At 42.4% G+C, this 25,534-nt stretch carries 34 protein-coding genes and 1 tRNA gene; 15 read left to right on the forward strand and 20 right to left on the reverse strand.

All coding sequences use genetic code 11. The features are described 5' to 3' along the window. Window positions 1–62: 62 nt before the first annotated feature. The 9 genes from VZF35_RS01835 to VZF35_RS01875 all read right to left on the reverse strand — a co-directional run bounded on the left by VZF35_RS01835 (window position 63) and on the right by VZF35_RS01875 (window position 12,785). On the reverse strand, window positions 63–1,415 hold the full coding sequence (locus VZF35_RS01835; protein ID WP_407310414.1) for a nucleobase:cation symporter-2 family protein: 1,353 nt from the start codon (window positions 1,413–1,415) through the stop codon (window positions 63–65). Between the two features lie 477 nt (window positions 1,416–1,892). Beyond that, window positions 1,893–4,952 (reverse strand): putative selenate reductase subunit YgfK, encoded by a 3,060-nt coding sequence (gene ygfK, locus VZF35_RS01840; protein ID WP_407310416.1) that lies wholly within the window; start codon window positions 4,950–4,952, stop codon window positions 1,893–1,895. A 1-nt stretch (window position 4,953) separates the two neighbouring features. Beyond that, entirely contained in the window at window positions 4,954–5,481 is a 528-nt protein-coding gene (xdhC, locus tag VZF35_RS01845; protein WP_407310418.1) for a xanthine dehydrogenase subunit XdhC, read from the reverse strand. Continuing rightward, window positions 5,474–6,355, reverse strand: a complete 882-nt coding sequence (gene xdhB, locus VZF35_RS01850) for a xanthine dehydrogenase subunit XdhB (RefSeq protein ID WP_407310420.1) — start codon at window positions 6,353–6,355, stop codon at window positions 5,474–5,476. The genes xdhC and xdhB overlap by 8 nt, the downstream gene beginning before the upstream one ends. A gap of 13 nt (window positions 6,356–6,368) precedes the next feature. Beyond that, window positions 6,369–8,732 (reverse strand): xanthine dehydrogenase molybdenum-binding subunit XdhA, encoded by a 2,364-nt coding sequence (xdhA, locus tag VZF35_RS01855; RefSeq protein WP_407310422.1) that lies wholly within the window; start codon window positions 8,730–8,732, stop codon window positions 6,369–6,371. Window positions 8,733–9,103: 371 nt separating this feature from the next. Beyond that, the gene (locus VZF35_RS01860) at window positions 9,104–10,873 is read right to left on the reverse strand and encodes a sigma-54 interaction domain-containing protein (protein WP_407310424.1); all 1,770 of its coding nucleotides are present in this window, start codon (window positions 10,871–10,873) and stop codon (window positions 9,104–9,106) included. Window positions 10,874–10,947: 74 nt separating this feature from the next. Beyond that, window positions 10,948–11,235: a DUF1294 domain-containing protein gene (locus VZF35_RS01865; RefSeq protein ID WP_407310426.1), complete on the reverse strand. Its 288-nt coding sequence runs from the start codon at window positions 11,233–11,235 to the stop codon at window positions 10,948–10,950. A gap of 57 nt (window positions 11,236–11,292) precedes the next feature. Beyond that, window positions 11,293–11,853: a UbiX family flavin prenyltransferase gene (locus VZF35_RS01870; protein WP_407310428.1), complete on the reverse strand. Its 561-nt coding sequence runs from the start codon at window positions 11,851–11,853 to the stop codon at window positions 11,293–11,295. Beyond that, window positions 11,850–12,785, reverse strand: a complete 936-nt coding sequence (locus VZF35_RS01875; RefSeq protein ID WP_407310430.1) for a DMT family transporter — start codon at window positions 12,783–12,785, stop codon at window positions 11,850–11,852. The genes VZF35_RS01870 and VZF35_RS01875 overlap by 4 nt, the downstream gene beginning before the upstream one ends. A 261-nt stretch (window positions 12,786–13,046) precedes the next feature. Between VZF35_RS01875 and VZF35_RS01880 the strand changes: the two genes are divergently transcribed. Further along, a tRNA-Leu gene (locus VZF35_RS01880) sits at window positions 13,047–13,133 on the forward strand. Window positions 13,134–13,221: 88 nt separating this feature from the next. Here the strand turns inward: VZF35_RS01880 and VZF35_RS01885 are convergent. The 3 genes from VZF35_RS01885 to VZF35_RS01895 all read right to left on the reverse strand — a co-directional run bounded on the left by VZF35_RS01885 (window position 13,222) and on the right by VZF35_RS01895 (window position 14,337). After that, entirely contained in the window at window positions 13,222–13,425 is a 204-nt protein-coding gene (locus VZF35_RS01885; RefSeq protein ID WP_407310431.1) for a helix-turn-helix transcriptional regulator, read from the reverse strand. A gap of 338 nt (window positions 13,426–13,763) precedes the next feature. After that, window positions 13,764–14,039: a hypothetical protein gene (locus VZF35_RS01890; RefSeq protein ID WP_407310433.1), complete on the reverse strand. Its 276-nt coding sequence runs from the start codon at window positions 14,037–14,039 to the stop codon at window positions 13,764–13,766. A 91-nt stretch (window positions 14,040–14,130) separates the two neighbouring features. Then, window positions 14,131–14,337, reverse strand: a complete 207-nt coding sequence (locus VZF35_RS01895) for a helix-turn-helix domain-containing protein (RefSeq protein ID WP_407310435.1) — start codon at window positions 14,335–14,337, stop codon at window positions 14,131–14,133. 209 nt (window positions 14,338–14,546) lie between these two features. Between VZF35_RS01895 and VZF35_RS01900 the strand changes: the two genes are divergently transcribed. The 9 genes from VZF35_RS01900 to VZF35_RS01940 all read left to right on the forward strand — a co-directional run bounded on the left by VZF35_RS01900 (window position 14,547) and on the right by VZF35_RS01940 (window position 18,846). After that, window positions 14,547–14,738 carry a helix-turn-helix domain-containing protein gene (locus VZF35_RS01900; RefSeq protein ID WP_407310437.1) on the forward strand — a complete coding sequence of 64 codons (192 nt, stop codon included), beginning with the start codon at window positions 14,547–14,549 and terminating at the stop codon, window positions 14,736–14,738. Window positions 14,739–14,799: 61 nt separating this feature from the next. Beyond that, window positions 14,800–14,988 (forward strand): helix-turn-helix transcriptional regulator, encoded by a 189-nt coding sequence (locus VZF35_RS01905; RefSeq protein ID WP_407310439.1) that lies wholly within the window; start codon window positions 14,800–14,802, stop codon window positions 14,986–14,988. Between the two features lie 121 nt (window positions 14,989–15,109). Then, window positions 15,110–15,355, forward strand: a complete 246-nt coding sequence (locus tag VZF35_RS01910; protein ID WP_407310441.1) for a hypothetical protein — start codon at window positions 15,110–15,112, stop codon at window positions 15,353–15,355. Then, entirely contained in the window at window positions 15,345–15,575 is a 231-nt protein-coding gene (locus VZF35_RS01915; protein ID WP_407310443.1) for a hypothetical protein, read from the forward strand. Before VZF35_RS01910 ends, VZF35_RS01915 begins: the two co-directional genes overlap by 11 nt. 12 nt (window positions 15,576–15,587) lie before the next feature. Continuing rightward, window positions 15,588–15,761, forward strand: a complete 174-nt coding sequence (locus VZF35_RS01920; RefSeq protein WP_407310445.1) for a hypothetical protein — start codon at window positions 15,588–15,590, stop codon at window positions 15,759–15,761. 14 nt (window positions 15,762–15,775) lie between these two features. Continuing rightward, a complete protein-coding gene (locus VZF35_RS01925) occupies window positions 15,776–17,182 on the forward strand; it encodes an FtsK/SpoIIIE domain-containing protein (protein WP_407310447.1) in 1,407 nt (468 codons plus the stop codon). Window positions 17,183–17,189: 7 nt separating this feature from the next. Further along, window positions 17,190–17,858 (forward strand): hypothetical protein, encoded by a 669-nt coding sequence (locus tag VZF35_RS01930; RefSeq protein ID WP_407310449.1) that lies wholly within the window; start codon window positions 17,190–17,192, stop codon window positions 17,856–17,858. A gap of 200 nt (window positions 17,859–18,058) precedes the next feature. Further along, window positions 18,059–18,367 carry a hypothetical protein gene (locus VZF35_RS01935; RefSeq protein ID WP_407310451.1) on the forward strand — a complete coding sequence of 103 codons (309 nt, stop codon included), beginning with the start codon at window positions 18,059–18,061 and terminating at the stop codon, window positions 18,365–18,367. Between the two features lie 254 nt (window positions 18,368–18,621). Next, window positions 18,622–18,846 carry a hypothetical protein gene (locus VZF35_RS01940; RefSeq protein WP_407310453.1) on the forward strand — a complete coding sequence of 75 codons (225 nt, stop codon included), beginning with the start codon at window positions 18,622–18,624 and terminating at the stop codon, window positions 18,844–18,846. 244 nt (window positions 18,847–19,090) lie between these two features. Here the strand turns inward: VZF35_RS01940 and VZF35_RS01945 are convergent, their stop codons facing one another. The 3 genes from VZF35_RS01945 to VZF35_RS01955 are packed head-to-tail and all read right to left on the reverse strand — an operon-like array spanning window position 19,091 to window position 20,306. Beyond that, window positions 19,091–19,339: a hypothetical protein gene (locus VZF35_RS01945; protein WP_407310455.1), complete on the reverse strand. Its 249-nt coding sequence runs from the start codon at window positions 19,337–19,339 to the stop codon at window positions 19,091–19,093. Continuing rightward, window positions 19,336–20,061, reverse strand: coding sequence for a hypothetical protein (locus tag VZF35_RS01950; protein WP_407310457.1), 726 nt, complete (start codon window positions 20,059–20,061; stop codon window positions 19,336–19,338). Before VZF35_RS01950 ends, VZF35_RS01945 begins: the two co-directional genes overlap by 4 nt. A gap of 23 nt (window positions 20,062–20,084) precedes the next feature. After that, entirely contained in the window at window positions 20,085–20,306 is a 222-nt protein-coding gene (locus VZF35_RS01955; protein ID WP_407310460.1) for a helix-turn-helix domain-containing protein, read from the reverse strand. Window positions 20,307–20,472: 166 nt separating this feature from the next. Between VZF35_RS01955 and VZF35_RS01960 the strand changes: the two genes are divergently transcribed. The 5 genes from VZF35_RS01960 (at window position 20,473) to VZF35_RS01980 (ending at window position 21,988) form a co-directional block, all read left to right on the forward strand. Next, window positions 20,473–20,802: a hypothetical protein gene (locus tag VZF35_RS01960; RefSeq protein ID WP_407310462.1), complete on the forward strand. Its 330-nt coding sequence runs from the start codon at window positions 20,473–20,475 to the stop codon at window positions 20,800–20,802. Window positions 20,803–20,847: 45 nt separating this feature from the next. After that, complete coding sequence (locus VZF35_RS01965; protein WP_407310464.1) at window positions 20,848–20,991, forward strand: hypothetical protein; 144 nt, start codon at window positions 20,848–20,850, stop codon at window positions 20,989–20,991. Between the two features lie 161 nt (window positions 20,992–21,152). After that, entirely contained in the window at window positions 21,153–21,341 is a 189-nt protein-coding gene (locus tag VZF35_RS01970) for a hypothetical protein (RefSeq protein ID WP_407310466.1), read from the forward strand. A gap of 46 nt (window positions 21,342–21,387) precedes the next feature. Next, on the forward strand, window positions 21,388–21,513 hold the full coding sequence (locus VZF35_RS01975; protein WP_407310468.1) for a hypothetical protein: 126 nt from the start codon (window positions 21,388–21,390) through the stop codon (window positions 21,511–21,513). Window positions 21,514–21,580: 67 nt separating this feature from the next. Further along, on the forward strand, window positions 21,581–21,988 hold the full coding sequence (locus VZF35_RS01980; RefSeq protein ID WP_407310470.1) for a hypothetical protein: 408 nt from the start codon (window positions 21,581–21,583) through the stop codon (window positions 21,986–21,988). 75 nt (window positions 21,989–22,063) lie between these two features. Here VZF35_RS01980 and VZF35_RS01985 read toward each other — a convergent pair whose 3' ends face one another. The 5 genes from VZF35_RS01985 to VZF35_RS02005 all read right to left on the reverse strand — a co-directional run bounded on the left by VZF35_RS01985 (window position 22,064) and on the right by VZF35_RS02005 (window position 25,534). Further along, a complete protein-coding gene (locus tag VZF35_RS01985) occupies window positions 22,064–22,612 on the reverse strand; it encodes a phage holin, LLH family (RefSeq protein WP_407310472.1) in 549 nt (182 codons plus the stop codon). A 237-nt stretch (window positions 22,613–22,849) separates the two neighbouring features. Then, a complete protein-coding gene (locus VZF35_RS01990; RefSeq protein ID WP_407310474.1) occupies window positions 22,850–23,131 on the reverse strand; it encodes a hypothetical protein in 282 nt (93 codons plus the stop codon). Window positions 23,132–23,148: 17 nt separating this feature from the next. Then, window positions 23,149–23,931, reverse strand: a complete 783-nt coding sequence (locus VZF35_RS01995) for a DNA-methyltransferase (RefSeq protein ID WP_407314408.1) — start codon at window positions 23,929–23,931, stop codon at window positions 23,149–23,151. A gap of 21 nt (window positions 23,932–23,952) precedes the next feature. Further along, complete coding sequence (locus VZF35_RS02000; RefSeq protein WP_407310476.1) at window positions 23,953–24,732, reverse strand: N-acetylmuramoyl-L-alanine amidase; 780 nt, start codon at window positions 24,730–24,732, stop codon at window positions 23,953–23,955. Further along, complete coding sequence (locus tag VZF35_RS02005) at window positions 24,722–25,534, reverse strand: DNA-methyltransferase (RefSeq protein ID WP_407310478.1); 813 nt, start codon at window positions 25,532–25,534, stop codon at window positions 24,722–24,724. Before VZF35_RS02005 ends, VZF35_RS02000 begins: the two co-directional genes overlap by 11 nt.

Raw genomic sequence — 25,534 nt, forward strand, 5'->3', positions numbered from 1 at the left:
ACCGGATTTATCGTTCATTGGAATGGTGGGAAAGAAGCAACTTCTTTCCCACCGAGTAAGTCTTAAGCGTTCATACCTGCATTGTCAGCCAGTTCCTTTTGAGCATCTTCTCCGCCTTTGCTCCCATTGAACAGGGCATTGAGGATAATAGCCGTAATAGATCCTAGGGTAATACCACTGTGCAAAATGGTTTGACTCCAGTCAGGGAATAACTTAAAGAAGTTTGGATCCACAACCGGAATGACACCCAAGCCAATGCTAATGGCTACAATGAAAATGTTGTTGGGGTTTTTGTCATAATCAACTTTGGAAAGGGTTCGAATTCCGTTAGCGGCAACAATTCCGAACATGGCAATCCCTGCGCCACCGAGAACAGCATTAGGCAGTGAGGCAATAATGGTAGCCAATTTAGGGAAAAAGCCCATAATCACTAAAATTGCTCCGGAGGTGGCTACTACGAAACGGCTCTTAACCCCAGTCAGACCGACTAGCCCAACGTTTTGAGCAAAGGCGGTGTAAGGGAAGGCATTTAAGATTCCACCGAGAGCTGTGGCTAAGCCATCTGCTCTTAAACCAGCGGTTAATTCTTTTTCACCGATCGGTTTTCCGACCATCACGCCGATAGCCAAGAAATCTCCGGTTGACTCAACCATAACAACTAACATAACAATGATCATGGCAATGATAGCACCGAGATCGAACTTCGGAAAACCAAAAGCGAAAGGATAATCGATACCAAGCCAAGCAGCCGAGGAAACTCCCGAGAAGTTCACAAGCCCTAAAGGCATGGCAATGATAAGACCTATAATTAATCCTAGCAAGACTGAAATGTGAGCGACAAAACCTCGGAAAAACTTATTGATTAAAAGAATCGCGATAAGAACAATACCGGCAACCCCAATATAAGTCAAATTACCGTAATTTGGATTACCCGTCCCCCCTGCAGCCCATGCAATACCGACAGGCAGCAGAGATACACCAATGACCGTGATGACACTTCCGGTGACGATAGGCGGGAAGAAGCGGATTAGCTTGCTAAAATAAGGCGCTATTAAAAACGTACACAAACCCGCTATAATTATCGCTCCATAAATCGTATCCATGCCTCCCGTTTGGGCAATGATAATCATCGGAGTGACAGCAGCAAAGGTTACACCTTGGATAACTGGAATCTTAATTCCGATCTTCCAAATCCCTAAGGTTTGAAGCAACGTTGCAATACCACAAGTGAACAGGTCGGCGTTGATCAGAAAAGCAGTTTGAGCTTTGGTCAAACCCGCAGCACCCGCAATAATCAAGGGTACTGCAACTGCCCCAGCATACATAGCCAGTACGTGCTGTAATCCAAATACAAATAGTTTACCCGCTGGCATCATTTCATCGACTGGCGCTACTGAATGTTTTGAGTTAGCCATTTTCATTCCTCCTTTTGTTACTGCAGGATGTATTCAATAAACGTTTAACACCTCCATAAATCAACCTTGATAGTCCTGCGTTCTAATCCAAGTTGTTTTCTTTTTGTAAGCAAGTGAATCACCTTGTGCCTAGATGTACACAGTAGCAATATTCGTGCCAATCTGACAAAACCTTTTAAATCATAACAAAAACGTGCTTTTTTTGACTTTCTCTACAATCACATTTCTCACAATGATAAGGGGTAAAAAATGATTGTTCTACATTTTCACAAGAAACGTACAGATTTTAAATTGTTAGGCAATTAATTCTTCTCTGATAAGTATTACCAAAGCGATAAATCACTTATCATATTGATAAGTTGATATGTAATTCTTGTTCCCTTAATCCAATTTAGTATCACCACCTAGGCTTAATCCCTAAATTTTTACTATAAAGAGGTCAAACAAAGTTGACCTCTTTATATATGTCCCCTAAATTTAAACTTTATACAGATATTGATATTGCTGAATAACTGTCCAAATCATAGCTGCTATCGAGCCATCGATCGGCCCATCCGTCTGCCCAGCTTGATTAAACGTTAGATCTAAAATCTCTCCCTTAAGGCGAAGTTTGACAACCGGCTTCGGTGCCCCCTTAATAATAACGAAGCCTGTATTGGCGCTATCCCAAAATTCTTTTTCGCTCCAGAACAAGGTCATTTTCACTTTATACGGAGCATCGTCATAGGGACAGAAGGTTTCACAGTTGCCGCATTCATTACACATGCCGTCCACATGAAGAATTTGATTGCGATTCGTTAACCCTTCTCCCTCGACCGGAATCATTAGGTTAGCACGGTTCGGACAAACTTCCGTACAGATGTTGCAGATATGATTGCATTCCAGACAACGGCCCGGCTCTTTGTCATCATCGCGGACCGCTTGGAGCACTGCTTTTTTAGTCCGTACTTCAAGAAGCTGCTTTTCCTTATCGAAGGAGATTCGAGAAGCAAATTCTTGGTTAAATTCCATCCCTTCTTTTTGGAGGATTGCCTTGGCAACCTTCGTGCCATGGGAAATCGCGCCTACAACAGTCCAAGGACCTGCGAGAGCATCCCCACCGATAAAGACATTAGGAACACTTGTTTCCAAAGTCTCCTCATTAACCTTGATCTTGCCTTTTTCTCCGACTTCAATTCCATTCGTCTTCAAGAGATCATAATCGATCAACTCGCCAATTGCCGAAAGAACTGTATCAACGGGCAGTTCTTCATAAATTCCCTCTTTGGCCACAGGACTCCTACGGCCGGAAGCATCCGCTTGTCCAAGCTCCATCACTTGGCACTTTAGAATCCCGTTGCTCAGAGAAACCGGGGCCAGAAGTTGTTTGAAGATTACACCATCCTCTTGAGCATAAGCCAATTCTTCCTCATCGGCCGGCATGTAATCCTTAGTACGGCGGTAAACAATGTATACTTCTTCAACTCCATTAACTCGCAGAGCAGCCCGAGCTGCATCCATAGCCGAGTTTCCGCCCCCGATTACTGCAACCCTCTTGCCAAGGTTCAGAGAGCCTCGGTCTGTATTAAAGGCTTCTAGGAAAGGAATCGCCCCTCTGACCCGCTCAGTGTCCCCTTGAATCTCTAGATTACCCGTTCTGCCTGCACCAATTGCTAAAAAGACATAATCAAACCCTTTAGCCTGGTAATCCGCTACGGAAATGTTCGGATCGACTCCAAATTCAAACTTAACTCCCATTGACTCAACGAGTTCGATATCTTTACGGATCGCCTCTCGGGAAATCCTGAAATCCGGAATAACAAATTCAACCGTGCCGCCTGCCCGCTCACGCTTATCAAAGACCGTGACTTTCATACCTGCTTTGGTTAAAAAGTAAGCCGCAGATAGTCCCGCCGGACCTGCACCTATTACAGCTACCTGAACCGAAGAATGAGGATCAACTTTGGACACCTTTTGCATATACCCTGCATACCCGTTCTCGGCAGCCACAAGCTTCTGCCCTCGAATATGCACGGATTCATCATAATCAAGACGAGTACACTTCGTCATACAGGTGTGAGTACAAATTGTACCTGTAATAAACGGCAGGGGGTTTTTGGAAACGATGACATCGAAGGCTTCTTCATACCGCTTTTCGCCAACTAAACGCAAATACTCCGGAATATCTTGTTCGATAGGACATCCATTCTCACAAGGGGCAATAAAGCAATCCAATAACGGTAATCTAAGAGGAGTTTTTCGGCTGAGCATATCTCGTGATTCTTTAATATGATTGGCATCCTCAAAGGCGCTTTCCGCTAAAGCTTTAAGCTTAGCCATATCTAAACGGCTTGACTCTTGATTATCCAAGAGAGGATCAAGGAGTTCAGCGATTTGTTTAAACCGTTGGTAACCGCCGGGTTTAAGGAGGGTCGTCGCTACGGTAATCGGACGAATTCCTGTGGCGAAAATTCGTTCAATATTAAAAGCATCAGCACCGCCGGAATAGGAAATCTTCAGATCTCCGTTAAACTCCGAAGCAAGTTTATAGGCCAGATTAATCGTCAACGGATAGAGCGAACGGCCGGACATATACATCTCTTCACCCGGAAGTTCTCCTCTGGCAATCTTAACCGGCAAAGTATTGGACATTTTAATGCCGAAGTCTTTCTTATTTTCTGAAGCAAACGATTTCAGGCGTTTCAGCATTTCCACGCCGTCTCCAAATTGTAAGTCATGCGTAAATGATGCTTCTTTTAGCTGAATATAATCGTAGCCCATTTTGTCAAAGGTATTGCGAACATACTCGTAACCCAAGAGCGTCGGATTCATTTTCACAAAAGTATGCAGTTTCTTTTCACTGATCAAATAACGAATAATTGCCTCAATTTCAGTCGGAGGACAGCCATGCATGGTAGACAAAGTAATCGAATGGCAAATATTCGGCGAAATCCGGTCGATAAAGGTCTGATCTACATGCTTGAAGAGGCCTAGGTCTTCAAGCAGCGCCACTTTACACTCTTGAAAAATCCGAGTCTTCGAGGCATCTTTCAAACCTTCGATGAATTCATCCACTGTCGGAGATTGAATCCCTTTAAGATCATATCCCACACTCATATTAAACATAAAGCGCCGATCGCTTTCCTTAAACAGCTCTTTTTGCAGGACATGAAGAATAAACCAAGCTTTGACATACTCTTCAAAAGCACCCATAATCGGAAGTTCTGTTGACCATTCCGTATTGTAGCACTCATCTTCTGCTGAAATACAGGGCTTAGGAATCTCTAATTCATCCATAATCTGAACAGATTTTAGTTCGAAGAAGCGGCTTCCGCTCATGTAGGAGGCAATAATATTTTGAGCCAATTGAGAGTGAGGTCCCGCAGCCGGTCCGACAGGGGTATCGATCGCTTCCCCGAACAGCTCCATATAACGACCATCGGTTTTACGGTAAAATTTCTCTTCAGGAATACCAAACACCATTCCACTATGTTCGTATTCCTCCATTACCCAATGAAGCAATTGTTTAAAGGGGATTAGGGCCATTTTGTCGCTCATATTATCTCTCCTTAAGTTGTTCTTGTTGTTGTTTGTAATGAGGGCTGTCTACACAGGTACAGATATGACCTTCTAATGATTTCTCTGCAGCTTTGAGGATATTTTGATACCCGGTGCAGCGACATAAATGTCCGGAAAGTTCCCTCTTTACCTCTTCTCGAGTGTAGTCTTTACCACTTTCCGTCAAGGCTGTCGTCGTTAAAATCAGTCCCGGGGTACAGAAACCACACTGGACGGCACCTTCCTCAATGAAGGCTTGCTGAACTTTGGAAAGCTCTCCGTTTTTAGCCGCTAGCCCCTCAATCGTCGTAATAGTTTTACCATCAGCCCAAACCGCCAAATAAATGCAAGAATCATAGGGCGTACCATCAATCAGCACACTGCAGGCCCCGCATTCCCCAACACTGCAGCCCTGTTTGGCACCAGTGTAGCCTAAGCGATTTCTCAAGAGTTCCAGCAGGGATTCCCGAACATCCACCTCCAACGTAAAGGCTTTGCCATTCACTGTAAAGGAAATCTTCTTAAACAAGTTCCACACCTCCTGCGTTGACAATGGCCGTCTTTAGAGCCCTTTGGGCCAGTTCTTCAATCAGATGTTCCCGATACTCTTTAGAAGCTCGCCAAGAGGTTCGGGCTTTAGCCGATTTTATGGCCTGTTTTCCAATTTCTTGAACGGTTTCCTGCGAAACCATTTTTCCCCGCGCATACTCTTCCGCTTCCAGACAACGCAAAGGGGTTGGTCCTGCGACACCTAATCCGATTCGTACCTCAGCGAACGTTCCGGCCTCTAATTTACAAAGTACGGCAACACCAAGAGTGGCAATGTCCATCGCTTCACGCATGGCAAATTTGATATATTGCCCTCCAAATCCCTGATAATCCTCTGGGTAAAGAAGAATCTCTGTGAGGATTTCCCCAGGCTTTAAATCTACTTTACCAGGTCCAAGGTAGAACTCCCGAATCGGAACAACTCGCTCCCCTTGCAGATGCTGCAGCTTCAAGTGTGCATTAAGAGCAAACAACGATGATGCACTGTCAGCTGATGTTGCACCGTTGCAGACATTTCCCCCGATTGTGGCAATATTTCTAATTTGCGGCCCCCCCATGGAAATTGCCGCTTCCGTGAGAATCGGTACGTTTTCCCGCATGATAGGATGATTGAACACTTCTGTGAAAGTAGCCATCGGACCTATAACGATCGTTCCATTTTCCGTTTTTCGGATGTCTCTCAAGACTGCGATCTTGCGTATACTCAAAAGTTCAGCCTCTTCAAGCTGTCCGCCGTGCATCTTAACCAGGACATCCGTTCCACCGGCAATAATTTTAAGTTTTGGGTTGGTTCTGAGCAGCTCTGTTGCTTCCTGAACCGTTTCCGCCTCGTAATATCCTATAATGTCGTACATCGTTTCACCGCCTTTATAGTAATCCAGCCTTTTTAAAACTCTCAAATACGCGTTGGGGGTTCATCGGTAGCCGATTGAAAGCGACACCCGTCGCATCTAAGACAGCGTTGCGAATAGCCGGAGCAGGAGAAATAACCGGTGGTTCACCTAAGGATTTCACTCCAAAAGGTCCTGTCGGGTCCTCAATTTCTACAAAGGCAGCACCGATCTCCGGAGTATCCATAATGGTGGGTAATTTATAGTCAAGCAAATTATTGTTCAAGGGTTTCCCCGTCGTTTCATCAAAGAGCAGCTGTTCCGATAAGGCATATCCGATAGCCATACTCACTCCGCCATGAACTTGTCCGGCAGCTAACTGGGGATTAATTATTTTTCCCGAATCATGAACATTGTAAATTTCCAAAAGTTTAATTTTACCCGTCCTAATATCCACTTCTACTTCAGCAAAGGTCACTCCGAAGGGCATAGCATTAATGCGCGCATTATTTGTGACATCGCTGGTAATCGGCTGGGCAAATACCCGATCATAGTAAGACTGCATCGCTACCTCGGCGAGAGGCAGAACAATTTCCCCAGAATGCTTATAAACAATCTTTTGATCTTTAAGATCCAAAGCCTGAACCGGAATATCCGTCATATGCTGGGCAAAAGCCAGGATTTTACTCTTAATATCCAAAGCAGCCTTTTCTACCGCCATCCCGCTGACGTAAGTTTGTCTTGAGGCATAAGATCCTGTATCAAAGGGAGAAATATCCGTATCTTGAGTAGAAACAACATGCACCATGGACATCGGGAGCCCCAAAACTTCTGCCGTCATTTGCGCAAAAACCGTGTCGCTCCCTTGCCCGATTTCCGTCGCCCCAAGCTGAAGCTGGACTGAACCGTCTTGATTTAAGACAATCCTGGCCCCCGCAATTTCTAAAGCGACCGGATAGGTTCCTGAGGCGTAACTGAAACAGGCCATTCCCACACCGCGGCGTTTGTCTCCTGTCTGATTCTTATAGTGTTCTTTTTTCTCATCCCAGCGAATCAGTTCTTTGCCCTTGTCAATACATTCACGAATTCCACAACTCAGAATTTTATTTTTGCTTAAAGGCTCAACATAGCCTACATCCACTAAGTTCTTTCTGCGGACCTCGATAGGATCAAGGTTAAGTTTTTTGGCCACATCTTCGATATGGGATTCAAAGGCAAAAAAGATTTGCGGCGTACCATATCCCCGCATAGCTCCCGCTACCGGCAAGTTGGTGTAGACCGTCACCGGAGCATATTTCATAGCTTTTGTAGGATAGAGATACCGGAACTTGCTTCCGCCGCTGCCGGCGATTGAGCTCCCGTGAGATGCATAAGCTCCTGTATTCGATATCGCTGAGATCTGAATCCCATTCATGATTCCATCTTTGTTAACTCCCGTTTTGATCTTAAATTTAAAGGCATGGCGAGTTCGGGTATCTACCATCCCTTCTTCACGAGAAAGTTCCAGCTTAACCGGACGGCCGCCCACAGCAAGAGTCATAGCCGCATTCAAAGGCTCAAAGCAAACATCCTGCTTATTGCCAAAGCCACCGCCAATATAGGGTTTAATCACTCTGACTTTACCCCAGGGCAACCCTAAGGACTGAGCTACGATGCGCCGGACTATCTGGGGAATCTGAGTCGAGGAGACGACCATAATTCGTCCGTCCGGGTCTACATAAGCATAAGATGTCTGCAGTTCAAGATGGCAGTGCTGGACAATGCTCGTCTCATACTCACCTTCAAAGACAAAATCCGATTCTTGAAAAGCTGCTTCGATATCCCCTCGCTCGAATCCGCCTCCAGTCGAAAGGATATTTCCTTCACTCTCCTCGTGAATCAAAGGAGCCCCTTCGCGCAAGGCTGCTTCCGGAGTCGTTAAAACCTCAAGGACTTCATAGTCGACTCGGATTAATTTCAAGGCTTTAGAAGCGATGATAGCATCTGTTGCAACGACTGCTGCGATGGCATCTCCCACATAACGTGCTTTCTTCGCCAGAATGCAGCGATCTTCCTTATCTCGATGACCCGGATCTAATGAATAGGGATGCCCTGCCGTTGCATATTTCGGCAAATCCACCTCTTGTTCATCATCCAAGGTATCATTCATCACTCCAGGTAAGGCGGTCGAAAACTTAATTCGTGGTAAATCCTTATACGTTAGAACCGCCTCAACCCCCGGCAGAGCTTTCGCTTCGCTGACATCAATGGATCGGATGACAGCGTGCGCATAAGGGCTGTGCAGAATTTTTCCAACTAACATGTCTCGTTCTGAAAAATCATCCGTATATTTGGCCTTGCCAGTGACTTTAGCGACTGCATCAACTCTTCTAACGCTTTTTCCTACAACAGTGTAAGCCAATTCTTATCCCTCCATCCCAACATTTATTCGAATCTCCCGGTCCTCAATAGAGCCGAAAGAAACATCGCTTCGCGTTTCCACGCAGTCAAAACAATGTAGACATTACCCTCTATTTTGTTCTGTGCAAAATCCATGCCAAATATGGATAATATCTGAGAATTACGCTATTCACGGAGTTTTCAATAAAAAAGAGTCGTGTTGACATTTAAAGGTTATTATCAAAATGAAAAAGAAGAATTCGATAATATCCACGAAATTTCGGCATTAAGGATATTATCAAAAGGATAACTTCTTATCATTTTGATAATATTTTATTATCAAGAAATTTTGTCCTCTGACAGTATGCCCCCAAATATATCATTTTACATAAACTACTCAATATTGTAGCGTGCTAATTTCCGGTATAGTGTTGCTAAGCCAATTCCCAGAGCCCTTGCTGCCTTTTCCTTACCCCGTACCCCTCCCTCAGTCGCTTGATAACAACACAAAATGGTTTCTCGTTCGATTCTTTCTAAATTAAACCGATCCAAATCTTCCGGCAGTGTCCCTTGCTTCATTCTCGTGGCGAGATGATCTTCTGTCAGCGTCGCATCAGATGCTAAATTCATGGCATACTCAATAACGTTTTGCAATTCGCGGACATTGCCAGGGAAGGAATAATCTTGAAGTCTTTGGCGAAAACCTTCGGACATAAAGCGCACATTTTTATTCAATTGTTGATTATAGATTTCGATAAAATGCTCGCACAACAGAGGCAAATCTTCTTTCCGCTCCCGTAAAGGCTTAATGTTAATGGGAATAACATTGATCCGATAATAGAGATCCTCCCGGAATTCTCCCTTAGCCATCATTTCCTCAAGATTGCGATGCGTGGCAGCAATGATCCTTACATCGACTGGGCTTGCAGTGATCCCACCGATACGTTCGATCTTTCGCTCTTGAAGAACGCGCAGAATTTTCGCCTGTAAAAAGAGAGGCATATCTCCGATCTCGTCGAGAAATACCGTACCTCTATTGGCTAATTCGATTTTTCCAATCTTGCCGCCTTTGCGGGCGCCTGTGAAAGCGCCGTCTTCATACCCAAAAAGTTCACTTTCCAGCAAGGCCTCCGGTATAGCCGTACAGTTAATGGCCATAAACATTCCTTGATGCCTGGGACTGAGATTATGAATCGACCGTGCCAACATCTCTTTGCCTGTACCACTCTCTCCGCGTATCAATACCGTTGACTTACTGGCAGCGACAACTTTGGCTCGCTCGCGAATGTTGTTCATGCATTCACTTTCTCCAAGGATATCTTGAATCGAATACCCGGCATCGCGCAGAGTGAGGCGATTGACAATCCGGCTTATTTCGTCGAAGGGCCGAAGAATCACCGCAATACTCTTCACCCCATCTTCCCCTTCCATAGGCAAAGCGCGCAAGAGCATATGGTATCTATTTTTCTTAGTCTCTAGATGAACTTCCCGTTCAATAACATCTTCAGTACTTTTACCAACCGCTAGAATTTCTGTCACTATCTGAGGCGGAAAGAGAGTGTTTAAATGGCTGCTTGGATGAAGCAAATTCGTACTAAAAAGACGCTGGGCCGCTTGGTTAAAATGGAGAATCGTCCCATCGAGATCAGTGGTCAGTAACTCTTCATCCAAACAATCAATAATCGAGTTCAAATACTGATTAGCAGAAACAAGACCTGCCATAAACTCTTGCTCTTTAAGTTTTAAAGCAATAGTCTCAGCCATTTTCGTGAGAAAAATAAGATACGAATGTTGATTTTCAGCAATTAATTTAGCCTGTGCTTCTGTGAAACAAATCATCCCGATAGCTCCAACCGCTTTTCCATCCACATTAATCGGGGAGACAACCTCATATTTCTCTGAACAATTTCCTCGAGCCTTACACGGACCGCAGAGAGGATGGATACCTGGTGTTTCTATGACAAACTGATGCCCGGTCCTCAAAACTTCCCGATACACATACCCTTGCCGATCCATGGATTGGCCGACTCCTTTATGGTACCGTCCTGTTCCTGCAATACGAATTAATTGTTGATCTGCAATCTCGATATCTATTTTCACAACTGTAGCAATCGCTTCGGCAATTTGCTGTGCGTAATCTTTCACATCCATAAGTTCAACCATGTGATGTACCCCCATTTAGGCCTAATTTCTGAAATTCTAAAACTGAAGCAATCAGCAAAAAGCAAGTGTTTCCCTTAAAAAAGCTTTAAATAAGAATGCCCTTGATAAATAATAAACCCCAATACAGCAGCATTGAGAAGCATAAGCAGCGGTGCGCCGAGCACAAATTTTTTATGAGCTGTTTTATGATGGAAATACTTCATTCCTGCATAAAGCCCTACTCCCCCAAACGCTGCCCCCATCCAAAGCAGGTTCGCTTCGGAAATTCTCCAGCGATGGAGCTTAGCCCGGCGTTTATCCCGCCCCATCGCTATAAAAACATAACCGTTCCAGAGGATATAAACTCCTAGAAAAACTTTCAAGGCCAACAATTCTCCACCATCTTCCTCTCGCTATGTTTTCCATAGGTTCTACTAATATTAAACCCCACTCCAACGCTCAAATAAAGTGTGTTCAATCCCAAACTGATCTAAAACCCTGCCAACGACATGGTTGACTAAATCCTGAATCTGTTGAGGATGATGGTAAAAGCCGGGTGAGGCAGGCATAATCGTTGCCCCAGCTCTTGCTAAACGCAGCATGTTTTCCAAATGAATTATATTATAAGGCATTTCACGAGGGACAACGACGAGAGGGTGACGTTCTTTCAAGGTCACTTGAGCAGCTCGAGCTAAAAGATGGTCCCCTGTGCCGGTTGCCATTAACCCTAATGTGTTCATAGAACAAGGAATCACCACCATACCGCTCGTGCGATAAGATCCACTTGCCAGAGAGGAAAATAGATTCGTATTTTCGTGGATCGTTACATTTTGCGGGAGAGCCGACCGATCAGATCCGGTTTCATAGGCTAATACTTTTTCTCCCGTTGGCGTCATAACTAATTCAACTTGCCAATCCATCTTTGATAAAACATTGATTAACGTAAGTGCATAGGCAGAACCACTCGCCCCAGTTAGACCCACGATTAAACGTTTGATCATAATGCCCTCCTGTTATTGGAATTTTCCAAGCTTATAACCTTATCTTTGCGAATTAAACGAATCCCCCAAAAGATAACTCCCGCTCCCACAACTTGCATCAGATGAATTTCTTCCTTAAGAATGACGGCTGCAGTGATGACCGCTACTGCCGGCACGGCATACATATAAGCCATTACACGGTTAACTCCAATCTTGCTGATGGCATAATACCAAACCACAAGACCATAAGCAGTGACGAGAATGATAGAAAAGAGTTCAGAACCCCACGCCGAGAGAGGAATTGTCGGCCAAGACAAGGATGTCAACTCTTTAAACCCGACCACCAAAAGAAAGATCATACCAAAGAGAGAGGAAAAGGCCATCGTCTTAAGAGCCGAGTATTTACTTAACATGCGTTTCGCCAAAACAGGATATAAACCCCATATACACGAAGCTAAAAGGCTAATCAAATCTCCTCGTAGAACATTCCAACCCAGGGCTAGTTTATTAGTCCCAAAAAGCAAGACGAAAATCACTCCGACTAACGATAAGGCACTTCCCCTTCGCCCCAGAGAACCTAACCGATCCTGCCCCGCAATCCAAGCAAATATTGCTGTAAAAACCGGCGAAACCGCCAGCATCAAAGAAGCATTCGTCGCCGTGGCATACTTTACAGCAGCCATAAACAGCGTCTGATAAACTGTAACTCCGACAAGCCCGATCAAGGCTAAACTCCAACAATCTTTTAATTCTATACGAAGGTTTTTTTCCAAAGCATAAAGCAATAGGAAAAGTATAGGAGTAGCTCCCAAAAAACGAAGGACTGTAAAGGATAAAGGGTCAAACCCAGCCATGCCCCATTTGCCCACAACGTAGTTTGCTCCCCAAACCAAAACAACTCCCCAGATCATCCACTCAGGGAAATCATTCCTAGTCTTTGTTGTATTCCTCATAATAACTCTCTTTCTCTCACCATACTAAAAACCCCTAGCATCTATGGTGTCGATGCTGGGGCCTATTGTATTCTCGGAACTTTATTTTGCTTTCTGATTCTTTTGCAAGTTCGTTTTGTTCTTATTCATCTATATAATACGTTATATTGTACCATAGAACGTTGGTACGTAAAACACTAAAATATTAGTCAATAAAAACAAACAAATTAAATTTTAATAGTTGACAAGCCGAAGGACTTCTCCTATAATAAGTGATGTTACGCGGTCGTGGCGGAACTGGCAGACGCGCTAGATTCAGGTTCTAGTGCTCGCAAGGGCATGGAGGTTCAAGTCCTCTCGACCGCACCATTTTGAAATAGGGCAATGTACACAAATTTGTACACGAGCTTAAATAAAAACCGAGGTATAATAACCTCGGTTTTTTAATGTCTTAGTTTTATTCGGCCTTACCTATATATAGATCATCTAATGAAATATCATATAATCTTGATATCTTACATGCTAAATTTATCGGCATGTCGGTGCAATCTTTCTCATATTTTTCTATGATTATTGGCGAAACTCCACAATGCCTTGCGGCCTCTTCTTGGGTATAACCGCATACAGTCCTGGCAGAACTTAATGTTATGGCATTAAACATTATTTATGCACTCCTTCATTTACCACTTGTCAAAAGAAGGTAATTTTCGATATAATCAAAGTACAAGAACCTTCCCTTGGAAGTTGGTTTTTGTTGTAGGAAGTCCGATACTCTTGCGGGGTGGCGGGCTTCCTCGTTTTTTGTTTATACGATCCCCTATTAGTAATATACGTTCCGAATTACGTACTTTATGGGGGTACAATTCGCTCCTTCCGGTGCTACCCATAGGACTTTAAGCCTAAATTGTGTGATTATTTTATGTATAGTACTATGGGTTAGTCGAAAGAAAGAAAATGCGGTCATCTAGTTATAAAGAATTGGTCAAGAATTTAATGAGATTATCTTTTCTTGAGCGCTTGCTCCTTTTCAACTTTCACGGCGATCATGCCATATTCACCCTGGGTCACTTTGTATTTCTCGCCGTTAAACTGGAATATCTCTCCTGGGCTTAGCCCTGATTCATCCAGGCCGAGAGCCATCTTGATCTTGCGGCGCTGCCAGGTCACGCCCTCATCATCACTAACTTTTACTTCCGTCTCCACTTGAGATGGATCGATAAACTCATTTGCAAATTGATCTTCACTGTCTTTTGCCTTCGTTTTTGCCTTTGTCATAACAAATTCCCCCCCTTTAGAACATGTGTTCTTTTTATATTAGAGCACATGTTCTTTGTATTTTCAAGGGGTAGCCTGTCGAAGGCTTATTTTAATCCCGTAATAATAATTGTAACTCAACGTTTAGACATTTTGCTATTTGAGCTAAGGTCTTCATTCCTGGTCGCTTTCTCCCCTCCTCAATCTTACTGAGATAGCTAGTGCTGATGCCTGTCATATATGCTAGCTCTTTTTGGGTTAGATTATGTTCTTGACGCAATTTCGTTATATTTCTGCCTATGCCCGTGCTGCCATTCATTTATGTCTAGGCTCCTTAAGTGTACACCTTTTCGTGAGTCGAATTAATTTACTTTAAGGGAGTATCAACTAGCACTCTCGCGCCATTATACGACATTGTACGACAAATAAATGTCGAGTTCCATAAGACATGTCTTATATTATATGCATAACGACAAAATGCGAGGGAAACACGCCTCCTAGGGAGAATAATTCCCTTCGGTGATGTAGTTGTTAAAAAATCGAATACAGGAAGTTATGTGGCTCAAACGTATTACGCAAGACGACTTGAGTAAGCGTACAGGTATCAAGCAATCATATCTTAGTGAAATCATCAGCGGCGAAAGGAATGTCCAAATTACAACTGCCCAAAAACTCGCAAAGGCATTGGGCAAAAGTATGGACTATCTCTGGCCTTATTAATTTACAAAGATAAGCAGGAACTTATATTGTTTATGTGGAATATTCTTCCTGTGGTGATCATATGAATAGAGTTCGGGAAGTTAGATTAGAATTGGGATTAACTCAACGAGAACTTTCTAAAATCGCAAAGATAAGGCAAGCTGAAATAAGCTTGATAGAAAACGACCTCAAGCCAAATCTTTCGATACCTATAGCGCAACGATTAGCTAAGGCTCTCGGAAAAACAATGGATTACTTATTCCCCTACTAAGGGGAATATTTTTTTGTTTATTTGATCTGCGTTTACGAATATTATCTGTAATCGCAAATATAATTACAACAGGTAATTTGTGACACATCCTATCCACACACAACACACAGGAGGGATACACATGAGCGACATGTTAAGAGCAAGGCTACGGAAGAGAGACAAGGATATCCGGCAGGCTGTTGCATCACTAAAACTCGAGGAAGGCGAAATGGCCGATATGGTTAGGGATGGTTTCCGGCTGAAGCTAGCTGAGATAGGCGCATTAGGACCAAGGGGAACTATTGCTCCCGCTGCCGCCCAACTCGTAGCCCGAGAACTCATGCGGAATCTTAAGGGAGAAAAGGAGTGTGATCCCCGTGTCAAATGATAAGATCCTGGATATCCTCAAGATCCAGAAAACCATTCGCAAGGCGATAAAGGACTATTCGATCAGCGCGAAATACGATGAAGAAGTTTTGATTAGCTTAGTGTCTGTGGATTTGTATCTTTGCTTGGACTCGGAAGATTCAACCCCTCCCCACCCTAAGGTAACGAAGAAGGGAGCTGCAGCCTCCCCCGCCCCGATCCCTTCTAATTCGGTACTATAATTTGATAGGAGGATGCGAAGAATGAACAAGTCTTTGGTTGAGTTGCTTAATAAGTACAACGTCACGGATTACGAGATAGTTACTTGGTTATCTAATGCTCTTGAATATAAATTGGGAGATGATGATTGCACCGAGAGAATCGAAAAACTTGTTGATGAATTAAACGCTTTATCTTATCGCATTTGAAAGGAGTGAATGATTTGGTCGAAAAGAAAGCGTCTTCAGCCGTTAAGCCTGATCTAATCGGCATGACCTCTTCCCTTCTCGTTAAACTAGGCCGCTTCACTCTCTCTCATCTCGGCAAAGATAGCGATTCTTTCCCATCTCGAATAATGCTCTGCTGGAAGCGAAACGATGTCTGTGTTGAGACCAAGGAACGCGGCAAGGACTATGTAAGCAAGGAGTACCCTAGGCTCATAGATAAGGGATGGAACGGGCATAATCGAGTGTTTAAGTACAGGATTCCAACAGGATTAAGTCACTCCAAGCTTACAAAGTCAATTAACGATATTGAGTTTGATCTTAAGAGCGAAGTTTTGTTTAAGCTGCTAGAAAATGATCCTAAAGCACATTTTTCTCTTACTGTTTTATCAGGTCACTTACTAAACTTTATAGCTTATACAAACGAGGCAGAAAAGATGAAGGATAACGGTATTTGGCTAGTCGTAGGATGGTCCAGGAGGGGATTAGAGCAGCTTGAAATATCATCTAATACATTTCCCCACCTATTAATAGGAGGGGCAACAGGAGGAGGAAAATCCACCCTTGCAAGGTTAATGTTTGCTTGCCTACACATGCGGTATACCCGGGATGATGTTAGACTATGGCTTTGTGATTTAAAACACGGCGTAGACATAGATGCTCTTGGGGAAAATCCTTTATTAGTTGATCGTAAAATTAGCGATCCCGAGAAAGTTGAGCCTGAAGTTGATTTATTATCTATCGAAATCGGAAAACGTTATCAGCTATTCAAGAATAATCACTGTGCAGATATTAAGCCATACAACAAGCGAAATCCTAAAGATAAATTACCTCATATCATATTTTTTATTGACGAACTTACAAAACTAGAAGGTAAGGAATATAAATCTGTTCGCGAGAAGCTAAAGAAGGTTACTGGTGAAGCTAGAGGCGCTGGAGTCCACGTTATCATGAGTTGCCATAGGCCAACAGCCAATTTAATTGACGGAACTATGAAGAATAATATTCCTGCCGTTATAGCGTTCAAATGCAATCCTGTTTCAGCTCGGGTAATCTTAGGCGAAGATGATTGGGAAGGTGCTATGTCTATTGATGGTGAAATCGAAGGCAGAGCGCTGTTTAGGGCCAAAGATGAGGTATTAGTCCAAGTTCCTTATATCAATGACGATGAAATAGTGAAGATCATGTCACGCTATCAAAAACCACAAAAGGCACAATCGGAAGCCAAGCAAGAGATCATCAAGGTTGCAAAAGAACTTATACAGACTGACGAGATTAAAAAAATAACAGATATAGAGCACTTATGCGACTTGCTGCCTGAAAAAATGCCCACGCAGCGCCCGAAATTACGTCTGGTACAACCACTGGGCGTGAATACCGGTGTGAAGGGATGCGTGAAGGAGTGAGTGAATAGTGAACGAGCCTTTAAGTAGATTCAAGGGGACAAATTGTGTTGCTTATGGACAGCGTCGAGATGAGCATATAGTACAGCTTATCTATGCAGGAACAGCTTTCACCAGAAAGCAAATTGAACAGATCATAATTCCCAAAAGAAAATCTTCAAAAAGAATAATGCTTTATGCTCTTTCGAGGCTGGAAAAACAAAGGCGCATTAAAAAATGGCAGCTCTCCCCGCAACTTCCCTCAATCTATTATTCCCGCAAACCGAAACAACTTGATCACGTCCTACTCGTTAATGAAGTTTATTGTGCCCTTCTCTCTCAGAAAAAATCGTGGCAGATTATCGAATGGAAATGGAGATATGAAATTCTTGGCGGCATAGTTGTTGCTGATGCTATGGCTAATATATACCTGGAGCCTGATCGCAAGGGCAGGAAAGTCATATTCGTAGAAGTTGAACGATATCCGAGCAAGCGATTTAATAAGCCTGAGCAATACCAGAAAGTTTATGATTCAAATTGGATTCGTGAAGAATGGTCTGCGATTAAAGGAAATACCGCTATCTTCCCTACTATTTTGATTGTCACCGATGAAGAATTAATTATTAAAAGCGACCTTGATTTTAAGATTGCCAGTATTGAACAAGTCAAGAAAGATATTTTCAGGATATTAAGGGGGTAGGAAATGAGTCTATGCGACGATTGCCAAGAAAAATTGTGTAATAAGGTAATAGAAATGAATTGCCCTTATTGCCATTCACTTATGGTTTTTCTTCCTGGATGCGATTTAGATTTATCGAAAGATGATAAAGAATATAAGAATTGTTCAAATTGCTCCGAAGAGGTTATCTTTAGAATTAGTTTAAGGAGGTAATTACATTGATGTTCGATGCTGTTGTCGAAAGGAAATCCTTGCTCGAATTACCAGGCGAAGAAGTTCAGCAAGTCTTAGAAGAAGTGTTCCCTCAAAGACAACTATACTCTCACTCTTTAGGATGGAGAGATAATCCAGATTACTTCCTTAAGGCTCGCGGTACTCATGGTGATGCCCTTATCGGATGGGAAGAATGGAAAGGTTGGGATAAAGATGAGCTTGCTAGATCGTTATATAGCCAATCACTCAAAAGTATATTGGGACACCGACAAGAAGAAAGAAGAAGCAATTCGGGACCGTCAAAAAATCGCAAGTGATTTCCGCTCCGGGCACTCGTTAGCTAATATTTTGGATGATCATTTCTCTGAACCTAAGTACGAGAATGTTAATGATGAAAATGATTGGGGAGTTATGGTATTTGATAAAGCCAGTGGCAGACCATTGAGATGTGAGCGCCCCTGCATAGATGATTCTATCCTTTGGCAGGATCGAGGCACTAAGGAAGCTCTAGCAATAACTTATCGGAAGTCTGTTTTCGAACAACAGATGCATCGTTATTGGGGGTGTAGTGATGGGTAAAGGCACAAAGTTAGCGGGTCATATCGCCGGTACTATCGTCCTTAAGCCAATTCTTGATCAAATGAAGAAAGAACGAGCATTAGAAATTAAGCGAGAGAATTCGCTTTGGAATCAGGCTTCTATTGATGTTATGGCTGAACGAGTTGAAGAAAAGAAGCCCAAGTTATTTGAGGTTCATCAGCCGTTTGATTCGATCATACATCGTTCGATATGGTAAATCTTCTTATTAGCCCTTGGCTAACCGCTGAGGGCTATTTATTTTGGCATAAAGAAACTCCCACCGTTACCGATGAGAGCAAGCTTAGGGGATATATAAAACAGTAGGTTATTGCCAAGTTTATTTTATCCGAGATTAAAAAGGATATACCAAAAAATAATAGGCCCCCATCTTTCGATGAGGGGCTGAAAAGGAGAATGAATGAATGGCTGCAATATATCTTATTACCTAAGTAGTCCAAGTGTTACATCTTCCACAACATCCACTTGCAGGTATTCAGTTCATACTTCAGTTCGAACGGTCGCAGCTCTCCGTTAATCTCGCTCTGGCACCTAAAGACAAGCATTCTATTGCCGGCTAGTTTTTCCTCGGTTACGGAGATCACCTGCTCAATTTTAAGTTCTTTATCGTTGAGTGTCATTCGTAGAGGTTGGGGTGTTCCGTCGGCCTTAAAATATGCTAGGACAGAAATGGGTTTGGCTAGGATTTTCACTTGGAAGTTCCCTCCTCCGCGGACTTCCGGGCTTTTTCTAGGATAATGATCAATTGTTCCAATGTTAGTGGGTTCTTATGATCGCGATGAACCATTCGATGACAATTTGCGCATAGCACCACTGTATCTGTTTTGGGGTTTACGGAATGCTCGTCTTTAACTTCGCAAAGTGGTACAGTATGATGAACTTCGATAAACATTTTACCATGAACTCCGTATTTTTTCTCAAAATCAAACCGGCAAGCCATGCATTGAGTGCCATGAATTTTTATTGCTTGTTTTCTTATCTTTGGATTTCTTTCGTATTTATTAACTAATAACTGCTTCTGCGCGCCTTCATATTCGGTATTTAGCATCCACTCAGCTTCGGTTGACATAATATCTTCATCAATTTCTAGTACTGGCGTTATTATGATTGCATCATTAGGTTGAGGTAAATGGTGTGGCGGTAAATTCATCTTTGATTCTTGGAATAGAACCTCTCTTCTATTAATTCTTTCGATACGAAAAGTCTTATGTAATTGATATTGCTCATTTAATAAATTAAGTTCTGCTAATTCCTTCTCGGCATTTTCGAGAGTGGCAGGAACGTAATAACCATTTGTTAAGTACTTACGGGATTCCGTAGCAATAACGCTTTTACCTTTTTTAATTAATAAATATTTGCTTGACACAAAATTGCCTTTCTCGTCCTTTACGACATACGTCATATTGTCTCCCATTTATCTACTCCCTCCTCCTTCTCTTATTTCGACGTCGAATCTTCGGCGTCTTTTTTATGCTCTAATATATCCCCCACATTGCAGTCAAGTAAATTACAAAGCCTATCAATTACGGATAAGGCTACATATTCATCATTCCATAGCTTGGATGCTGTCGTTGGCGACAATCCGCATTGATTGACGACATCCATTTTCTTCAGTTTTCTTTTCACCATGAGTATACGTAGTGGTTCATAAGTAATCATCCCATGCCCTCCCTTTAATCCTAGAAAGAGCATATCATACTTACGCTAAGTTGTAAATTATTTTCGTGAAATAGTAAGTAATTACGCTAAGGCCATTGACATTACTTCCGCGAAGGTGTAATATAATTTCAAGAAGACGGAATAAATCGATGAGGGGGAAATGAAGATGGTAAAAGCAACTAAGACAACCAAGCAAAGACTTAAAAAAATGCAAAATAATACTCTTGCTGAAATATTAATCGAAAGAATAGAAATAGCTGAAAACCTAGCAGATTGTATACGAAATGGGTTTAAACTTACACAAGATGATTGTAGTAAAGGATTTTACTCTAATGATTGCCTATACATTAAAGCTCAACCTTGGGAAAAGCCATATTTTAACGGATTTTATACCAGATATCCCTCCTTGATTTCCACCACATTTACACATGGATTAAATGAAGTACAAATACCCGATGTGAATAAAATGGTAAAAGCAATGCTTACCAATAGATAACCAAAGGCCAGCCGGGGCCAATACCGGCGCAAAGGAGGAAGAAAAATGTATCAAAACAGCGGAATCATGAACGTTCTTTTTAACGAGATGAGTGACGAACAACTTTCCAATTGGTGGATAAACGTCGAACTTGATACAAAAATCTTCATCTTCGTTTTTGGTTACAGGTACGCTAATCGAATCTACTAAAAATATTGCGGCCAGCCAGGACCAATACCGACGCAAGGAGGAATGAGACATGAAAAGAGTTTGTAAGGATTGTTATCTCAAAGACATTTGCAACAAAAAGCTTTGCGCATGGGGAAAGGTTAAGTAATATCCAATATCGATATAAGAAAGGAGCGTCCACCATGAAGACGAAAATTGTCAGCCGCGATCAGAACGATTGGATAGGATATACGATCATGATCCCCAGTGGAAAACGTGTTTATTGTGGGCGCTACCTGCACACTTTGGATAAGCCTTTTAATCCTGGGCCTGTTAAGCTTGACGATAAGTTAAATAAGATACCGAACTCTGGAAAGTTGAAGAGAAGGTAATAGCCAAACCATGTGCCACGATGCCCAGAGCTAAGGAGGAAAAGAAATGATTATTTGTCCCAAATGCGGAAGCCTTGAAGTATGTAATGCGGACATTTGTGGAATGAAGAATAAAGCTCCGGTAAAGGTCGCGGGGATCCGCATAGATCCGGCCGTGCATGGCTGGCCTTGATATATATTTGATCTTTGGCAATTACATATAATACTTATTCTATGCTATATTTATAAGGGGTGAAAATATGGGATATAACGATATATGTAATCTGTACCCCTTTTTTGAAAAATTAATGATCTTTGAGTTTTCTGGCCCAGATGCGAAAGAAAAATCGTTAGAACTCGCAAACCTATTCGGAGAAAACAACATTGATTTCGTGGCTTATGGAGCCACAATTCCGAATAGCCGTACTTGTACTTTTGTCGTTCGAAAGTCCGATCAAAAATGGAAAATGATTAGATCCATGGCCGAAAGCATTAAGCCTATGGCTCATCTTGCAGATGGATATTATTATTTTAAGCAGATCAGGTTTGCTATTGCCCCCGTCGCCCGAAACACTATCAACATGAGAAAAATTGGCCCATCTAATTATGAGATTTTAGGGAATCTCAGGGAATATCTCGTTCCGCCGAATGGTCCTGATGAATTATAAAAAAACTAAAAAAGCCCACCTCCAATCAAGGAAGTGGGCTTTCGTCATGCTATAGCGTCCGGCAACGCTGGTTATTTATTGTGCAGGGTTAGTGTTTTCGGAAGCAGGAGCAGGCGCAGGAGTCGCCACATTAACCGTCAGATTCATCTTACCAATTTGTTCCTTAACTGCATCGGCGATTACATCAACTGGCACATTTGGTACAGCCTTCTGCACTTCGTCTTTAAATTTTTGAACTTCATTTTGAATCATATTAGTAATTTCATCTTGAGTGTAAGGAGTAGCAGTTCCAACTAATTGCGCTAATTGGTCTTTAGATTGTTTGTATGCACTTTCAATTAAGCCTTCCCACTGTGAATCGGTCATCTTAATTCCGGCTTTTGTGCCGAGTTCTTTGGCCTTACCAAGAGCCGCATTGTATTTACCTAAGTCTAGTGCTATGCCATGTTTCTTGGCGGCTTGAGTGGCAAAATTGACAGCATCAGAAGCAATACTTCCAGCCGTGGCAAGTTGCTTAGCCGTGAAGTGTTTCTTAAGATAGAAGCCAGCAAGCGCGATAAGAGCGCTAACGAGGGCCATTGCGATATCGGAAAGACCACTAGAAATAATTGATTGAACGTCCATGATAAATATCCCTCCTCAAATTTTCGGCAATATGAAAAGCAGGTCATTTCTGACCTGCTCTGTTTTAATCCTGTCTGCCGGGACAGGAAAGGTAACGTAATTAGTCTACTAACTGCCACTTATCTGAAAACAACTCGATCATTGTTTCCTTCCATGGAACTCTCCCAAAACGACTCTCTACATATAAGTAAGGTGCGGTCATCTTGCTATGCTCATCGGGGAATTGTGCTCTAATAACTACGTCAGAAGCCCATTGAGGTAAGCGCATTCCCATGCCTTTTTCACGCCTTCAAGGGCTAAGCCAAAAGTTAACCCATCAGTTTTACGATAAGCTTCTTCGAAAACATCCTTGGGAGACCAGCTTACGTAACCGTCCTCATAAACGACTTTGTAGCCTTCGGAATCTTTGTTCTGGATGCTAAATTCGCTATTGGTAGATTCTCCGTATTTTTCGATTGAGTATTCCCCGTGTGTTGCTGGCTCTGCGTGAATGATTTTAACTCCGATATATTTATCCATTGATATTTCCTTCTTTCTTATTTTGATTGCCGGGAGTGAGGAAGGGTTACATTAAAGTTTGCAATTCGATTATTGGCTATTTCCACATACTTTGGCTCTTTTTCGATTCCAATGAAATGCCGCCCCGTATTCAAGGCGGCTATGGCCGTGGTTCCTGAGCCGATGCAATTATCAAGGACTATTTCGCCGGGGTTTGTGTAAGTTTTGATTAGGTATTCGCACAATTCTACTGGTTTTTGGGTTGGGTGTAATCTGTTTAAATTATTACACTCCCCTACAGCAGAAGAAAATTTTATTAAGTTTGTTGGGTATCGCTTTGTTTTATTGTAGTCTTTATCGTGCTTAGGTAGATGATTTCCGTAATTTAATGAGGCATTTCCGGAACATTCTGGTCTAATGTTTTGAGGCTTGGCATCAGTCATTTGAGGATTATAGGTACAACGTTTTTTATAGAATAAACAAATATCCTCGGTTTGCTTCATTAGCATTTTGTGGGAATTTAAGAACCCATATCCCTTATCTTTATCCCAAGTTATTCTTTGCTTAAACATTTTAAGGTTACTTAATATCAATTGACTCGTAAAAGGCTCATCCGCAAAAAGTAAAATTGCACCATTGTCTTTGATAATTCGTTTGTATTGCTCCCAAAGCGGCTCAAAAGGAATTATAATATCCCATTTATTCCTTGAAGTAGTTCCATAAGGCAAGTCACAAAGAATCATGTTTGCGGATTTATCAGGGATTGTCTTCATTGCTTCAAGGCAATCGCCTTGGATTATTTTATTAAGGCAGTCTTCCATGGTTGCCACCCCAAATACTTTTTAAGCTAACTTCCCATCAGTATAAGCATTTGCCACCGCAACAACGGTATCCAGAGCCTTATTCCCCGACAGATAAACCTCATTAGCCCAACCAAGTGCTGGTCCGCCAACATTAAACACTTTCGCAGCTTTCTTCGCGTCCGGATTAACACTTGCATTCCCATTCCGACAGAACATAGCGCATCCTCCGTGAAGATCGGCGATATCCTTGGCGACCGTAAAATCATTGACGGTAAAATAAACAACTGCGAAATCCAACTCTACCACATCCATTCCTTTATATTGTTCGGCCACATCTGCGACCACATTAGCCCATGACTTACCATGGCTCGCTAGGTAATCAATAGGATCTGTATGATCGGTCTCGCCCCATTTAGCTGACACTTCAGCGTGAGACATCAATGTAACCCCATTGATCATGCCTAACCCCCGGTCATGTAGGAGTTTAGCCAGCAACCAGACATACATAGCGTAATCCTGGGCAAACTGAGCCGAATCGTAAGTTTGACACAACTCTACTTGAGCATAACCAAGATGATTAGCTGTTTTTCCAGCACCATAAGCGATACAGCTGGTGTCTGCTACCTGCTCGATTTTCCCTGAACCGACGAAGAAATGCACAAAGGCATCTTTCCAATGAGACTGTTCGTAGTTTCTCTCGCTATCTGGAGTGTCGTAGTAAACGTCCGTCGAGTGGGCGATTACACCAATGTAATGTCCATTGGTGTAGGGTTCTTTGGGTAATCCGGGGATAAGGTTCTGCTGGATGTTATAAGTCATTACAATTCACTCCTTTCAATCTCTGATTAGCGACATCAATTGACCTAGGATTAATGTCGCACCCCACATAATTCCTCCCTAACTCCTTGGCAATAACAAGTGAGGTTCCCGAGCCTATAAAAAAATCGGCGACTACATCACCGACATTGGAACTTGCCTTTATTATTCTTTCAAGGAGTGCTTTTGGCTTTTGGGTATCATATCCAATCCTTTCCTTGTCTGTTGGGCTGCAAATTGGTTTTATATCATCCCACCAATCATTGACAGGGGTCCCTTCTTTCCTTAATCCTTGTTCGGCGTATTTGCCTTTAACTTTTGTTCTTCCGCGCTGTAGGGTCCCTTTTGAGTATGGGTGATATATCGGTTGGTAAAAGTAGTTATCTGTTTTTGAATATCTTAGAATGACATCATGTTTTCGAGGGAAATCGTTCTTGGGGATTCCTCCCCCTGCATAACACCAAATAATCTCATTCCTAAAGTTGTTAATACCAAAAACATTATCTAATTCAACCTTTAGGTAATGAGAAAGCCTATAGTCGCAGTGGATATAAATACTTCCGGTTGGTTTTAGAACCCTAGCCATTTCCTTGAGCCTTGGTCGATAAAACCCCAAAGATTGATCAATTGTTCCTAGATTATCGTCAAAATCATTGAAGCATTTTCCGGTGTTGTAGAGTATATCACAGTAGATTAAATCTATAGAGCTGTCAGGTAGTTGACCTAACAGCTCCAAGTTATCTAGGCAAAAAATATGATTAAGGAATCTTTCAATTGCGGTTTCCTCCTTTCGTTTTAAAAACAA

Origin of the sequence: Desulfosporosinus paludis (assembly GCF_045689965.1) — a bacterium.
Taxonomy (GTDB): Bacteria; Bacillota; Desulfitobacteriia; order Desulfitobacteriales; family Desulfitobacteriaceae; genus Desulfosporosinus; species Desulfosporosinus paludis.